General features: G+C 41.4%; 8 protein-coding genes. 7 read left to right on the top strand and 1 reads right to left on the bottom strand.

Features of this window, described 5'->3' with window-relative positions:
• Positions 1-81 precede the first annotated feature (81 nt).
• Complete coding sequence (locus LXL81_RS15230) at positions 82-2,448, bottom strand: outer membrane beta-barrel family protein (protein ID WP_234647660.1); 2,367 nt, start codon at positions 2,446-2,448, stop codon at positions 82-84.
• Positions 2,449-2,644: 196 nt separating this feature from the next.
• Between LXL81_RS15230 and LXL81_RS15225 the strand changes: the two genes are divergently transcribed.
• From LXL81_RS15225 to LXL81_RS15195, 7 genes are all read left to right on the top strand, one after another.
• A complete protein-coding gene (locus LXL81_RS15225; RefSeq protein ID WP_234647659.1) occupies positions 2,645-3,391 on the top strand; it encodes a LytTR family DNA-binding domain-containing protein in 747 nt (248 codons plus the stop codon).
• Positions 3,392-3,635: 244 nt separating this feature from the next.
• Complete coding sequence (locus LXL81_RS15220; RefSeq protein WP_234647658.1) at positions 3,636-4,745, top strand: sensor histidine kinase; 1,110 nt, start codon at positions 3,636-3,638, stop codon at positions 4,743-4,745.
• 613 nt (positions 4,746-5,358) lie between these two features.
• Entirely contained in the window at positions 5,359-8,514 is a 3,156-nt protein-coding gene (locus LXL81_RS15215) for a SusC/RagA family TonB-linked outer membrane protein (RefSeq protein WP_234647657.1), read from the top strand.
• Between the two features lie 11 nt (positions 8,515-8,525).
• Positions 8,526-10,004, top strand: coding sequence for a SusD/RagB family nutrient-binding outer membrane lipoprotein (locus LXL81_RS15210; protein WP_234647656.1), 1,479 nt, complete (start codon positions 8,526-8,528; stop codon positions 10,002-10,004).
• 18 nt (positions 10,005-10,022) lie between these two features.
• A complete protein-coding gene (locus LXL81_RS15205; protein ID WP_234647655.1) occupies positions 10,023-10,883 on the top strand; it encodes a glycerophosphodiester phosphodiesterase family protein in 861 nt (286 codons plus the stop codon).
• Between the two features lie 37 nt (positions 10,884-10,920).
• Positions 10,921-12,462 carry an alkaline phosphatase family protein gene (locus LXL81_RS15200; protein WP_234647654.1) on the top strand — a complete coding sequence of 514 codons (1,542 nt, stop codon included), beginning with the start codon at positions 10,921-10,923 and terminating at the stop codon, positions 12,460-12,462.
• A 331-nt stretch (positions 12,463-12,793) separates the two neighbouring features.
• Positions 12,794-13,858, top strand: a complete 1,065-nt coding sequence (locus tag LXL81_RS15195; RefSeq protein ID WP_234647653.1) for an endonuclease/exonuclease/phosphatase family protein — start codon at positions 12,794-12,796, stop codon at positions 13,856-13,858.
• Positions 13,859-13,969 lie beyond the last annotated feature (111 nt).

Here is a 13,969-nt window from a genome sequence, read left to right as displayed (position 1 = left end):
TATTTTCCAAATATTAAGAAATACAGTTACCTCATTTCTATTAAAATGCATAGGCTAAAATACTGATTACTAAATATTAGATTATTTAACTCCACCCCCCATCCGGCCTTTTTCAGCATCGTTGCCTAAGCCTTTGTCCCTCGCCTGTTTAACAGTCTTTTTCCCGAAGCTGTAAGTAAGAGCTACCTGAATGCGCTGGTTGTCATTATAGTATTGGTTACTTGATGAAACATTTCCATAAGAAACCACATAGCGGTAAAGCTGGGTATGGAAGACATCCCTGAAAATTACCTTTACATTCGCACTTTGACCCAAAGCTTTATTAAAGCTTATGAAAGAGAAAAATATCTGCTTGCTTTTGTTGATCGTATTTCGACTGGCGGACTCGTATACAAGCAGAAGCTCTGCTTTATAACCATTTGGTAAGGTCAAGATGTTGTTAACGTTAGTCTGAAATCCGGCGCCAGTCAAATTTCCCCCGGCAAATTCACCAACGGGAGAGTTGGTCTGTGAAGCCCTGACACCCGCGTTCCAGTTTAAAGACCACCACTTCCGGAGTTCTCTACCCCAGCTTAAACCCAGGTATTGACTTTGCATCCTTTTTAGGTTGGTAAAAGAAACGGTATATATTTTACTCGCAGGATCGAAAAAAACAGTATTGAGAATTGCATTATGGGTGTTTGTAAAGTTTGCAAAAAGTGTTAGGCCGCCAGTTGTAAAATTAGCATCGAGCGTATGTGCGAAGGATGGCTTTACCAGAGGATTTCCTTCCGAGATCAAATACGGATCCAACTGATACCGATAAGGAACTAGTGTTGAGAGTGTAGGTCTTTGTATTTTCCGCGTGTAGGATACTCTAAAACTTCTGTTGCTTTTAAAGGACTTGTTCAGACTCAGGCTGGGGAAAAGTCCGGAGTATGTCCTTTTTAAATTCGAAGTTAAAAGCTCCTGGTGAGTCCATTCATAGCGTAATGCTGTCTGCAAGGCCCATCCTGACTTCAGCTTGGTGTTAAATCCCATGTAGCCGGCATAAGATCTTTCTTTATACTTTCCCTGATTAGTAAAGGAAGTGTCTACTGTATATTCTCCTGTGGGCAACTGGTTCTGCTGGGTTAAGCTGTTATTATTGGAAAGTGTCGTAAGCTGAAATCCATATTGCCATCCTCCGCTTTTTGTTGGTAAAGAAAGATCCGCTTTGGCAATTAGGTTTTGTTCATCTTTTGGATTTCTGATCCTGAGGTTTTGCGGCAATCTAATAGCAGCCAATTCGCTGTTCATATACCTGTAATTCAGATTTTGTGTATTTGACCGGTCAAAATAGCTCCTAGTCAGGTTTACGGAAATTTCTTTGCCCTTCCTATCTAGCTTGCCTGTATAATAGAAGTTTGCGTCATAATTTTCTGTGCGATCGTTTTCCAGCCTTTTCAAAAGAAGGACTGAATCGGTGCGAGCCAGTGAACTCTTAAAGTAGGTGGTTCCATCGGTCTTTGTGTCTGTTTTTTGCCATCCGCTATTGAAGCGCAACCCCAGGGTGTGGTTAGCTCCTGCAAAATAGTCTATTCCGCTGAAGGTAGACAGATCGTAAGTTTTAAAGAAAGAAAAAGACTTTCCCTCCATATTTCCCTGCTGATACTTTCTAAGGGTGGCCTCATCGGAACCCACGTTGTTCAGCCTTCCGTTCACGGTCGTAAAAACGCTCCACCGCGCCGATCGAAAGTTTAGCGACAAATCAGGATTTGACCGTGCATATTTACCCTGAGAAAAAATAATTCCTGCCCTTCCGTTAATTCCTCTTTCCAGACTTTTTTTAGTAATAATATTAACCACAGCACCAAAGCTGGCATCGTACTTGGCGGAAGGATTTGAAATGACCTCAATTTTTAAAATTTGTTCGGCAGAGAAGCTCTGCAGGAAATTATCCAGTGAGCCTTTGCTTGTTTGCCTACCATCAATTAGTATTAATACATTATCCTTGCTTCCGACCTTGATCCCTGCAGGTGACATTGACACCATGGGAGCATATTTTAACAGATCATCTACCTTATTTCCTTTGGCGATCACACTATTAGCGACATTCAGTACCATCTTGTCGCCCAAATTTTCAACCAGGCTCTTCTGCCCGGTTATAGTAACCTCCTGCAGGTTCTCTATTTTACTTTCAAGTAGAATTTCACCCAGTTCCAGGGAAGGGCTTGCGTCACCAAGTGAAACAACAGGGAGCCATCTTGTCTTATATCCTACGTACTGGACCGTTAGCATGTAGTCGCCCGAAGTCAACCCTTCAAAAATAAAATTTCCAGTTTCATCACTCAGACCACCCTTAACAATAGATGAATCCTTAGGTGACATCAAGGCCAGCGTCGCATAGGCAGCCGGTTGGTTGGAAGCTTCCATAACCTTACCTTTCAGCTGGTACTGGGCGCATGCAGGCAAAGAGATGATAAGCATTAAAAAACAGAATCTGAATTTTTGGTGTTGGATCCGGGTAAAAAAAGTTAAGTTTTTCACAGCTTGGGTAGATTATAAATTCCGAATGCTTAATTACTAATCTGAGCTTGCTTTAATTTATTCTAAAATATTTTATACTTTTGATAGCATCCTGCCATGGGTACAAATGCATATTATTTGTAATAACTAACTGAATATGATTCGTTGCTTCATTATAGAGGATGAGCCGCTAGCCCAACAACTGCTTGAAAAGTATGTTCGCCGCATTTCTTCACTTGAATTAATAGCAACTTTTGATGATGCTATCATTGCCTTTGACCAGCTTCCTGCTATGCATCCGGATGTTATCTTCCTGGATATAAACATGCCCGAAATGACGGGCATGGAATTTCTCCGCGCCTATCCGTCTCCTCAGCCGGCAGTAATTATGACAACGGCCAATGCGGCCCATGCCATTGAAGGTTTTGAACTGGGTGTCACCGATTATCTGCTTAAACCCATTACTTTTGAACGCTTCCTTAAAGCTGTAGGGCGCGTCAGGGAAAAGATAAATAACCAGACCCCTTTGGGCACTGATACATTATTGTTTTCATCGACAGCCGTATTAGCGGATCCAGGCAATGACTTCTTCTACTTTAAGACTGACAAAAAGCTTGAGCAGATCCGTTTGGACGATATTGTCTTTACAGAATCACTCGGAGACTATGTAAAGGTTTTCATCGCTGATCGTTATATAGTCACGCTTCTGACTATGAAAAAGTTAGCGGAAACACTTCCATCAGATCGTTTTCTGAGGATTCACCGCTCCTGTATCGTACAGTTAAGTCATGTTAAAACGCTGGAAGGTAATACCATTCATACCACCACAGGTCACACGCTGATAATAGGACCTAATTACCGTGACCAGGTCAAAGATTCGCTCCGCAAACGACAGATGAATTAAAGCTGCTGCTTTTTTTATTATCCTGTTTTTCTCAATGAGATTACACACGCTCGGTTCGTTTTTTGTTATACCCAAAATTAGAATTAGACGCCTGTAAGCATAAATTTATTCGTTGAAGTGGCATTTATAATCGACTAAATACGGAATAAGATGCTAGTCCGATGAAAACAGGTTTACATCGAAAATATATCCGATTTATTAAATAACTGCGTTCTTTGCACTGGTACCGAATTTCTAATTGCCTATGTTAAATTTAGAGCTGCTAGCCGACCCTGTGCATTACAAAGGATGGAAAAGGGTTGGTGTTCATCTGCTATTAATTCTGGGGATTTTTCTGCTGGTTATTTCTACTTATATACCTTGGTTTCTTTATCCAAATCCGGCTCTTAACTACCCTTTTATAACCTATGCGGGACCAGTTTTAAGGGATTCATTAAGCATTATACTACAGTATTACTTACTTGTTTATTTATTTTCCAATTACTGGAAAAAGCCTTTTATTCTGATCTTAGGTCTTTGTGCATACTATGTAATCCTATTTTCATTTTATTATTATGCCTCCCATGTAGTGAAGTACTATTTTGGTTTATCTGATGATTATACGGGTTCGATTAACCATTTTGAAAAAATGTCTTACCTGAAGGCATTGTTTCATATAGGTACCTTTTATCATTTGTTATTTATCATTGAAAGGGCATTTTATCCTCTCGCAGTCAAGCTGTTGGTTGAGATATACAGACGGCAAGTACGAAATGTCCGTTTGCAGCAGCAGTATACCAGTCTGGAACTTGACTTTTTGAAGAGCCAGCTTAATCCTCATTTTTTGTTCAACGTCCTAAATAGTATTTACGCACTTACAGAGGAGGAGAGTCCACGTGCCGCGCAGATAGTTGAAAGACTGTCGACAATGATGCGATATTCGCTCTACGAAACTGCTGATGCTCTAGTACCATTAAACAAGGAACTTTTATTTATTCGAGATTATGTTGATTTAGAATTGCTCAGAAGTGCCAAAAGACTGCAGCTTAAAACGGAATATCCCGTAGAAGTGGACGAGACCTTGCAGATAGCCCCCTTTATACTGATTACTTTTATTGAAAATTCCTTTAAGCATGGCGTGCAGAGTACCGCGCAAAAGTCCTGGATTACAATAAAAATTATTATTGACGATTACTATTTAAGTTTGCATATTTCCAATAGTAAGCCCGCCAAGCCTCTTGATGGTTTGGGTGGTTTGGGGCTGTCGAATGTAAAGAAAAGACTTGCAATTCTTTATCCTGGGCACAAGCTTATAATTAAGGAAGATCTGATTCAGTATGAGGTAAAGTTGCAGCTACCTTTACATAATAAGTAAGGTTTTCGTTTTTAACTAGATCATCTTTATTCTAACCTATCAAAAGTTTTCTCATCTTATCAAACTAAGGTTGAAGAGCCACTTTGCAAGATTATTATAGATTTAAAGAGTGGACTGTTAGCAATTAAGCATAATTAAAAAATAGCAAAAGCCTTAATCTATATATTTCGCTTTATGCCTCTTTATTATTAAATTTGTAATTCAAAAAGGTAATAATCTTGGCTGGGGGAGAGAAGGTTACCCTGTTGATTTAGGTCTTGTAATTAATTGATTATCAATATTATAGGGTGGCGGTTCGAGTTCCTCCGTCTCCACAAAACACAAATCTTAAAAATGTCTGTAAATCATTAATTTACAGACATTTTTTTTACATTTCCGTCCAGTAAAGATCCCTAAAACCAAAATAACTCCCAAACTACCTCCTAACTTCAAGCATTCTCTAAAACCCAAATCATACCCAAAAACCCCCAACCACCACCTCACACCAATATAATAATTCCTTAACCCACAGGTAATACCGCCTTTTTGCTGAGCGACTACCTTTGTTGCCTTACAAACAACTCGTTGCATAACAGGCCTGATTAGGTTTGTTGGAAAAACCACTAATAAAAAAATGAAAAAACGACTACTGCCGGCATTTTTTGCCTTGCTGTTGGGCCTCTGTGTGCCCTTCGTTTCAAACGGTCAGCTTATCCGTATTTCCGGTAGCGTAACCGCTCAGTCCGGAGACCCTATTCCCGGTGTAAATGTATTGATCAAGGGAACCAGTTCCGGAACTACTACGGACGCTCAGGGCGCGTATGTTCTGAATGCCTCCGAATCGGGATCAGCTGTGATTTTCTCCGCTATCGGATTTCTTTCCCAAGAGAAATTGATTGGAAAACAAAGCGTTATCAATATCGTTTTGCTGGAAGATACCAAGATTTTAAATGAGGTTGTTGTGACTGCGCTTGGTATCAAAAGAGAGGAAAAATCACTGGGTTTTGCCGCGCAGACAATCAATGAAAATGCGGTAAAAGATGCAAAATCCAACAACTGGGTCAACACGCTTTCCGGAAAGGTAGCGGGACTAAACATCCAGGGCGCAGGCGCTGGTCCGATGGGATCTGCGCGTATCACTTTGCGCGGCGAATCTTCTCTTAACCTGGACAATAACCAGGCTTTGATCGTGGTTGACGGTGTGCCGGTGAGCAGCAAAATTACAGGAACAGGATTTAATTCCCACCTTTCGGCGGACAGTCCGGTGGATTATGGGTCAAGCTTGTCTGATATCAATCCGGATGATATTGAGAAGGTTACTGTGCTTAAAGGACCAGGTGCAACCGCACTTTATGGTAGCCGCGCTGCCGGCGGTGCCATTATAATTACAACAAAATCAGGTGTCCGTAAAGACAAGGGAATCGGTGTAACGGTTAACTCAAATTTTAGTGTTGAACAAATAAACCGTTACCCTGATTACCAGTTTGAATATGGCGAAGGCCGGACAAACAAATACTTTTCTTATCTGGATAGTGAAGACGGCCCCAACACCGCTACAACCGTTGCAGCAGGAAGAGCCTGGGGACCGAAATTTGACGGTCAGTCCTATTTTCAATACAACCCTGATGCGCCGGATGGAAAACCTACGGTTCGTACACCATGGGTTGCCAACAAAGATTATATCTCTGGTTTTTTCCAGACCGGAACTACATTTTCAAACAGCGTTTCTCTGGAAGGTGGTACGGAAAAAGGCTCGGCAAGGCTGTCTTTAACCCATATGAAAAACAAATGGATCATTCCTAACACGGGTTTTGAACGTTTGAATGTAGCACTTTCCCTGAGTCAGAAAATTTCAAATCACTTGAAAATCAATGGGAAAGTTAATTATACCAATAAGAAAAGCGATAACCTTCCGATGGCTGGTTATAACAACCAGTCGCTGATGTACTTTTTGATTTTGGGAACAACGCCGAATATAAAACCTGAATGGTTCAAGCCTTACTGGGTACCGGGGAAGGAAAATATTCAGCAAAGAAATCCCTTCAATCCAACGCCTGACAACCCTTATCTGGGCATGTATGAGATGCTCAACAAAATGAACAAACATGGCGTGATTGGAAATATTTCTGCCGCTTATGAAATTTCAAGCAAATGGGATTTTCTTGTACGTACCGGTCTGGATATGGCATATGAGTTCCGCTCTCAGCAGCGTCCTTTCAGCATGACACGTTACCCAAGAGGGATGTACCGAGAACAAAATGTATTCAATTATGAATCCAACACCGACTTTCTTTTAAATTATAAAGATAAAATTGCCGGTCTGGTCGACGTCACTGCTTCCGTGGGAGCCAATGCCATGCGCCAGTCTTATGACTTTGCTGGACTTTATGCGGATCAGCTTGCGCAGCCAGGTATCTACCAGATATCCAACAGTTTGGATCAGGCTGTGGCAGATCCTTTGAAAACAAAGAAAGCCATCAACAGTATGTACGCCGCCACGCAGTTTTCTTATGATGAAAAGATATTTCTGGATGTAACTGGCCGAAATGACTGGTCGAGTACGCTGCCTTACGGGAATAACTCCTTCTTTTACCCATCGGTAAGTTCCAGTTTTTTATTGAATGAAATCTTCAAGCTTCCAAGCGCGGTTTCTTTTGCCAAAGTGAGGGCTTCCTGGGCACAGGTTGGAAATGATACACGGCCTTATCAGACTGCCCGTTATTATGACAGGGTATATGGCAATAGTTTCACAAATTCTTCGACACTGTTCAATGCAGACTTAAAGCCTGAAATCACAGCAAGTTATGAATTCGGTCTTGATTTGCGTTTGTTGAAAAACCTGGTAGGACTGGACGTAGCTTATTATAACAACAACAGCCGTAACCAGATTCTGGCCATTCCGCTTGACCCGGTTTCGGGATATGCCAATGCGCTGATCAATGCCGGACTTATAAATAGCCGTGGTGTTGAAGTAAAACTGACCGGGAAACCTGTCACCAAAAAGAATTTCAGCTGGAACACTACGCTGCTTTGGTCAAGAAACAGAAGTTTTGTCCGCGAACTTGCTTCGGGAATCACCAATCAGGTAATATATGCACACGATTCCAACGTTTCGGTTGAAGCCAGAGTGGGTGGTTTGATGGGCGATATGTATGGAAGAGGCTTTCAGCGCGCTCCTGATGGACAGATCATTTATTCTTCGGTAGGATTGCCGGCTGCACTGGACCCGACAACAAAAAAATGGGGAAATGCCTTTGCAGATTGGAAGGCGAGTATTTCCAATGAGTTTACGATCAAAAATGTACGTGTAAGTATCCTGCTTGACGGTCAGAAAGGTGGCAGTATGTTTTCTCAGACCAACCATAAAAACAACACACTTGGGAAAACTAAGGTTACCCTGCCGGGCCGCGAAGACGGAATTGTTGGCCAGGGTGTCGTAAAACAGCCTGATGGAAGTTTCACGCCTAACACGATGAAAGTTGCAGCCAGCTCATACTACGATAATTACTACCAGATTGCCAATGCAGAAACCAATATTTTTGACGCCTCATTCCTGAAAATTAGAGAAGCGCGGGTTGAATTTAATTTGCCTGCGGCATTGCTGAACAGGATTGGCGTACGCCAGACCAGTCTTGCACTTTTTGGAAGAGACCTTTTCAACTTCACCAAATTTCCCGGTTTTGACCCGGAAGGCGGCAACCTGAACAACGGGACATTGACGCCAGGTGTTGAACTAGCCCAATTTCCATCCACAAGAACAATGGGTATGAACCTTACCCTTAAATTTTAACAATCAGAGAAATGTTTAAAAAAATATATATTCCAATTTTGCTGTTAGCAGGTCTGCTAATGTCATGTAACGATGGTTTTGAAGAGCTCAATACAGATCCAAACCGTCCGAAAGAAATTACTCCGGGGGTTATGCTGGGGCAGCTTCAATATAAAATCATTAACAGCACGGTAAACGCCAGCCGTAATTTTACGCATGAATTGATGCAGGTAGATGCACCCCGCGCAAGTGCCGGCGGAGGTGGGTTGCACCGTTATCTGGTAAACCCGGGAGCTGGTGTATGGACAAATTTTTACACCTATTTAAGTGACATTCAGGATATCTACGTCATTGCAGATAAACTGAATGAGAACAACTACAAAGCAATTTCCCTGATCTACAAAAGCTGGAGTTATTCCATTCTGACGGATCTGTATGGGGATGTGCCTTATTCACAAGCAACCAAGGCGCTTGAAGGGAATTTTAAACCTACGTTTGACAAGCAGAAGGATATTTATATTCAAATCCTGAAAGATCTCCAAACGGCCAACAGCCTGCTCGATGATACCAAAGCACTGACCTACGGAGGTGATATGTTATACAGTGCAAATGCGCTTTCGGGCGGGAAAAATCCGGGTATTTTAAAGTGGAAAAAGTTTTGCAATTCCCTGCGCTTACGGTTATTAATGCGGGTTCTAAAAAGAGATGGCGAGGTGAACGCAAAAGAACAGATCACGTCAATTCTGGCTGATCCGGCTGCTAATCCTGTTTTTACGGCAAACAGCGATGAGGCGATTTTCAGATATCCCGGCACTTTTCCTTTTTTCAATCCATTCTACAATGCCCGTCAGGTCGACTGGCGTGATGGTAATTATTTTACCAAATTCTTCATCGGCAAAATGAATCAGATCAATGATCCGAGAAGAGCAGTGTGGGCCACGCAGGTGAAATCCGGAACTGAAAATGTTTACCAGGGAATTGAAAGCGGCTACCCAACCACGTTGGAATATCCGGTGGGCAGTAATTCAAGTTATTCGGATGGTTTGAAGACATTACCTCAGCTGGGTGTGATGATGACTTTGGCAGAGGTTGAATTTATTAAAGCAGAGCTTGCTTTGAAAGGATTTACGACGGGATCAACGCCTGAGAAACATTATGAATCAGGTATCTCGGCGTCTATGATCCAGTGGGGAGCCAGTATGCCTTCAGGCTTTACAAAACAGCCGGGCGTACTGTATGACGCGAATGCTTCGGCAGACAATCAGCTTGAACAAATTATGCTGCAAAAATACTATGCATATTTCTTTGTTGATTACCAGTCGTGGTTTGAAAAAAGAAGAACCGGATATCCCGTTTTGCCCCGCGGTGCAGGAATTCCGGCAGAAAATAAATTTCCTTCACGTGTGCCTTATCCAACTTATCTGCAATCGCTGAATCCGGAAGCTTTGAAAACCGCAGTGACTTCTATGGGTGGCGATAACAGTGATATTAAAGTTTGGTGGGACCAGTAATTTTAAAAATTTGATCAAATGAAACGAAATATAACAACGTCCTGGATTGCAGGTTTAATAGCTTTGAATGCTATATTATTAACAAATGTTCAGGCGCAGCAGTCAAAAATAAAAATGCCGGAACGCGGGCTTTGCGCGCACCGTGGTTGCATGGATACGCATCCTGAAAATACATTACCATCATTACAGGAAGCCGCAAGACTTGGTGCGCAAATGATTGAATTTGATATTCAGCTCACCAAAGACAGCGTGATGGTTCTTATGCACGACGATAATGTTGACCGGACCACCACTGGAAAGGGTAATGTATTGGATTTAACGTATAGTTACTTACGTTCAATTGATGCCGGTGTTAAAAAGTCTGAGAAATTTAAAGGGACATTAATTCCGACCTTTGAAGAGGCCTTGGCAGTGCTACCACAGAACGTTTGGCTCAACTGTCATTTAAAAGGGGATGAAGCAGTTGGGAAGGCGGCAGCTGCGATGCTTAAAAAATCAGGAAGGCTGCATCAGGCATTTCTGACCTGCTCTGAAAAAGCAGGCAGAGCTGCAAAAATGCAGGTTCCGGAAGTGATGATCTGTAATGGTGAAAACAGCTATCGCAAGAATACTGCAAAATATGTTGATGCGACGATCAAAATGAAAGCGGAATTTATTCAGCTGCTACGCCCTGAGGCTGGGGAAGACAGGAGTGCTTTGATGAAATCCTTAAAAGATAACCATATCAAAATCAACTTTTTCTATGCTGAAAATGCTCAGGAGCTTCCTGATTTGTACAAGCAGGGCGTAGATTTTGTTTTGGTAAATAATGTGGGTGCTTTGCTACCGGAAACTGAAAAACTGGGTATTGAAACCCTGAAACCGGTATACAAGAATTAATAATTAAATGATTACATTTAAAAGAACCTGATCCGAAATGAAGAAATATTTTTTAAAGATATCGGTAAATTTTTGCTTCATATTTGTTGCGGCAAACCTGGTGTTTTCCACTGCCTACGGACAGACAAATAAACCTGCCAAAAACAAAACGCTTATTTTCTTTTTTGATGGTTTAAGACCAGATTATATCACGGCCGAGCTTATGCCGAATTTGTATGCGTTTAAACAAAAATCTTCCGTTGGCGCGCATCATCATAGTGTTTTTCCAACCGTTACGCGGGTAAACTCAGCCTCATACGCAACAGGTTCTTATCCCGGAACGCATGGTCTGCTAGGCAATGGAATATACTTTCCGGCTGTCAGCGCAAAGGCTATCGGTACAACCTATGAAGATCTGATGAAAGTGCAGGCCACAGAATCCAATCAGTTGCTGACCGCAGTTTCATTAGGTGAAGTGCTTGAATCAGCTGGTGAAAAAATGATGGTTTTCAGCTCGGGCACCACGGGTCAGGCTTTTTTGCAAAATCATAAAGTCGGTAAAGGTGCGATAATCAATCCTGATTTAATTTTGCCGGAGTCATTTAAACCGGAAGTTATGGCAGCCATTGGTGAGCTTCCTCAAAAATCGGAAAACGGTGGTTTTGCCAAACATAAGTGGGTCACTGATGCCCTGATCAGTTTTGGTTTAAAAAGTGACGGTCCGCTGGTGAGTGCTGCCTGGCTTTCTGATCCGGATGGTTCTGCTCATAAATATGGAATTGGTTCTCCACAGGCCATTTCAGCACTGGCATTTGTAGACCAGCAGTTTGGACGGGTTCTTGATTCATTAAAAACCAGAAAACTGACTGGCAGTTTCAATATCATTATTTCAACCGATCACGGATTTGTAACCCACAAAGGCAAACAAAGCCTGGGGGAATTTCTGATGAAAGAAGGTTTGAAAAAAGACAAAAACTCTGATGATGTGGTTTTAGCGGAGGGCGCAATTTATGTGAAAGACCATAATGAAGATAAAATCAAACAAATTGTCTCTGCACTGCACAAAGAGGAGTGGATCGGTGCTGTGTTTACCAAACCTAAGAAAAAAGATAGTATGCAAGGCTGGGTGGAAGGAACGCTGTCATTTGAAGCCATTCATTATAACCATCCAAAACGATCCGGCGACATTCTGGTGGCAACCAACTGGAATGATGAACGTAACGATAAAGGTTATGCAGGGACTGATTTTTCGATGGGTGTCGCAGGTCATGGCGGATCAAGTCCTTATGAGATCAATATAACTTTAATGGTTTCCGGTCCTGATTTCAAAAAGGGTTACACGGGCGCACTGCCAACTTCCAATATTGATATTACGCCAACTGTGCTTGGAATTTATAATCTTCCTGTTCCATCGAAAATGGATGGGAGAATTATGACGGAATTTTTGACCAAAACGGTAAAGCCTGCGGGTAAGTTTAAGACGGAAAAAATTGAAACAGAGGTGAAATATCCTTGGGGTACTTACAAACTTTCTGCTGATATGTCTATTCTGGATCAGTATCGATATTTTAATTTTAGTAAGGTAGAAAGAACAAATTAGTAATTGGTAAAAGGAAAAAGGTTTGGCACCTGACTGCTTCATAGGTCAGGTGCCAAACCTTTTTTACAGTTAAAATTGCGTGAAACAAAAAGGATGGGATGTCTGTGTAGATGACAATTATAGTATGATAAAAGGATATTATAAGAGATTGTTGAGAAATCATTTTTTGAGCTTTTGGTTTTAATATATTTAGTAGCGAAATTCGGCCCGGATCAATCAGTATTCTAATGCTGAAAAACTTGAACGATCCAAAAACGTCAGTACTGCGTATATGTATACGTAAGCAAAAAAAATGCTGTTTGGTCTATTTCTTAACGCTATTAGTTTTATTATGCATTCATTACAAATTGCCCTGCAAATTAGCGGTGCAGTTATAATATTATTTTCCCTGATCCCGCTTGTAAAAAACGATTACTGGGCATTTCGCGTTTTTGAATATCCCCGGTTACAAAAGATTTTTCTGAATCTGGTCGTCATCATCATTTATTGCTCCTTGTATAAGATCGCTTCAACTTTTGACATCATATTTTTGTCATTACTTATTGCGAATGCACTTTATCTCGCTTATCAGGTTTATCCGTTTACCGTTTTTGCTAAAAAAGTAATACATAAAGCAGGGAATACGGATTCTTCAAATCAGGTTTCCATTATTTCTTCCAATGTTTTTCAGGATAATAAAAACACAGCAGGCTGCCTGAAAATGCTCAGCGAAAATGATCCGGATATTGTATTACTGTTGGAAACAGACCGGTTTTGGTATGAACAGACGAAAGTGCTTCAGGAAAAATATCCGTATCACGTCCTGGCGCCGCTGGAAAACACTTACGGGATGCTGTTATATTCAAAACTGGAATTGGTCGATCCAAAACTGAATTTTTTGGTCGATGATGAGATCCCTTCTATTAAATCCGGGGTGAAACTGCCATCGGGAAAAACTTTCGACCTTTATTGCGTTCATCCTACACCGCCAGTGCCGGGGGAGAACAATTATTCTACTGAAAGAGATAAAGAACTTTTATTGGTAGCCAAACAAGTACAGAAAAACAATAAACCAACCATTGTAATAGGAGATTTGAACGACGTTGCCTGGTCATACACAACAGATCTTTTTACAAAAATCAGCGGACTTCTGGATCCGCGGATCGGAAGAGGATTTTTTAATACCTTTCACGCAAAAATACCATTTTTGCGTTTCCCGCTCGACCACGCTTTTTGCTCAACAGATTTTAAACTGGTCAGGCTTTCCAGGTTGGATAATTTTTCATCTGATCATTTTCCTATACTGATTTCCTTGCAGTATGAAAAAAATGCTTCTGTGGAGCAGGACGAGCCCGTGGCCGATCAGGAGGAACTGGCGCTTGCTGAGGAAAAAATAAACAAGGATAATCCTGAATAAATAACATTCCTGTCAGATTCTAAATTATTAATCCACTGGACCAAACGGCGGTCTTTTTCGATTCCTATGAAATTACTTATTACCTGTTGTAATTAATTGTATTTAAATTTG

The sequence above is a fragment of the Dyadobacter sp. CY356 genome (assembly GCF_021440195.1).
Lineage (GTDB): Bacteria > Bacteroidota > Bacteroidia > Cytophagales > Spirosomataceae > Dyadobacter.
The sequence above is the reverse complement of the archived record's forward strand: the minus strand, read 5'-3'. Positions and strand labels throughout refer to the sequence as shown.

Bases quoted from the DNA above. Each gene is read 5' to 3' on its own strand.
- LXL81_RS15210 (WP_234647656.1), top strand. From the start codon at position 8,526: ATGTTTAAAAAAATATATATTCCAATTTTGCTGTTAGCAGGTCTGCTA.
- LXL81_RS15230 (WP_234647660.1), bottom strand. From the start codon at position 2,448: ATGCTTATCATCTCTTTGCCTGCATGCGCCCAGTACCAGCTGAAAGGT.
- LXL81_RS15195 (WP_234647653.1), top strand. From the start codon at position 12,794: ATGCATTCATTACAAATTGCCCTGCAAATTAGCGGTGCAGTTATAATA.
- LXL81_RS15225 (WP_234647659.1), top strand. From the start codon at position 2,645: ATGATTCGTTGCTTCATTATAGAGGATGAGCCGCTAGCCCAACAACTG.
- LXL81_RS15215 (WP_234647657.1), top strand. From the start codon at position 5,359: ATGAAAAAACGACTACTGCCGGCATTTTTTGCCTTGCTGTTGGGCCTC.
- LXL81_RS15205 (WP_234647655.1), top strand. From the start codon at position 10,023: ATGAAACGAAATATAACAACGTCCTGGATTGCAGGTTTAATAGCTTTG.
- LXL81_RS15220 (WP_234647658.1), top strand. From the start codon at position 3,636: ATGTTAAATTTAGAGCTGCTAGCCGACCCTGTGCATTACAAAGGATGG.
- LXL81_RS15200 (WP_234647654.1), top strand. From the start codon at position 10,921: ATGAAGAAATATTTTTTAAAGATATCGGTAAATTTTTGCTTCATATTT.